The sequence below is a fragment of the Mesorhizobium sp. M3A.F.Ca.ET.175.01.1.1 genome (assembly GCF_004791945.1).
Lineage (GTDB): Bacteria > Pseudomonadota > Alphaproteobacteria > Rhizobiales > Rhizobiaceae > Mesorhizobium.
The window spans coordinates 1-982 of sequence record NZ_SRTP01000019.1 but is presented as its reverse complement, the minus strand read 5'-3'; the positions used below and the strand labels follow the sequence as shown (position 1 = coordinate 982).

1 protein-coding gene is annotated in these 982 nt (G+C 67.2%); it reads left to right on the top strand.

Annotation, left to right across the window (positions count from 1 at the left end):
• On the top strand, positions 1-982 hold a 982-nt coding region (locus EN818_RS28240; RefSeq protein WP_245518905.1), incomplete at both ends, for a hypothetical protein.

Below are 982 nucleotides of genomic sequence, written 5' to 3'. Positions count from 1 at the left end.
TCAGGTGCGACTGGTTCCACCGGAGCAACCGGGGCTACGGGCTCAACTGGAGCAACCGGAGCTACTGGCGCGACTGGCTCTACTGGAGCGACAGGCTCGACCGGCGCGACTGGAGCAACTGGGTCGACCGGAGCCACAGGAGCGACTGGCGCAACCGGCTCAACTGGGGCCACAGGTGCAACTGGTGCGACGGGAGCTACCGGAGCGACAGGGTCGACCGGTGCGACAGGTGCTACGGGCTCGACCGGCGCCACTGGAGCAACTGGGTCGACCGGAGCGACTGGCGCAACCGGCTCAACTGGGGCCACAGGTGCAACTGGTGCGACGGGAGCTACCGGAGCGACAGGGTCGACCGGTGCGACAGGCGCGACTGGTGCGACTGGTTCGACCGGAGCAACCGGGGCTACGGGCTCGACTGGAGCAACCGGAGCGACTGGCGCAACCGGCTCAACTGGGGCCACAGGTGCAACTGGTGCGACCGGAGCGACAGGCTCGACAGGCGCGACTGGTGCTACCGGTGCGACTGGTTCCACCGGAGCAACCGGGGCTACGGGCTCGACTGGAGCAACAGGAGCGACTGGCTCAACGGGGGCCACAGGTGCAACGGGTGCGACAGGTGCCACCGGAGCGACCGGCTCGACCGGAGCAACAGGCTCGACTGGGGCCACTGGAGCAACAGGAGCGACTGGCTCAACGGGGGCCACAGGTGCAACGGGTGCGACAGGTGCCACCGGAGCGACCGGCTCGACCGGAGCAACAGGCTCGACTGGAGCCACGGGAGCCACAGGCTCGACTGGGGCCACCGGAGCCACGGGTGCAACTGGAGCTACTGGCTCGACAGGGGCAACTGGAGCGGGGACTGTCAGGAATTCTGTGCGCGAGGCCATGATGATGGAAAGGAGAGAATCATCACATGGCTATCGAGAAAGAACTTCTGGACCAGTTGCTTGCCGGGCGCGACCCGAATGAGGTGTTCGCCCGG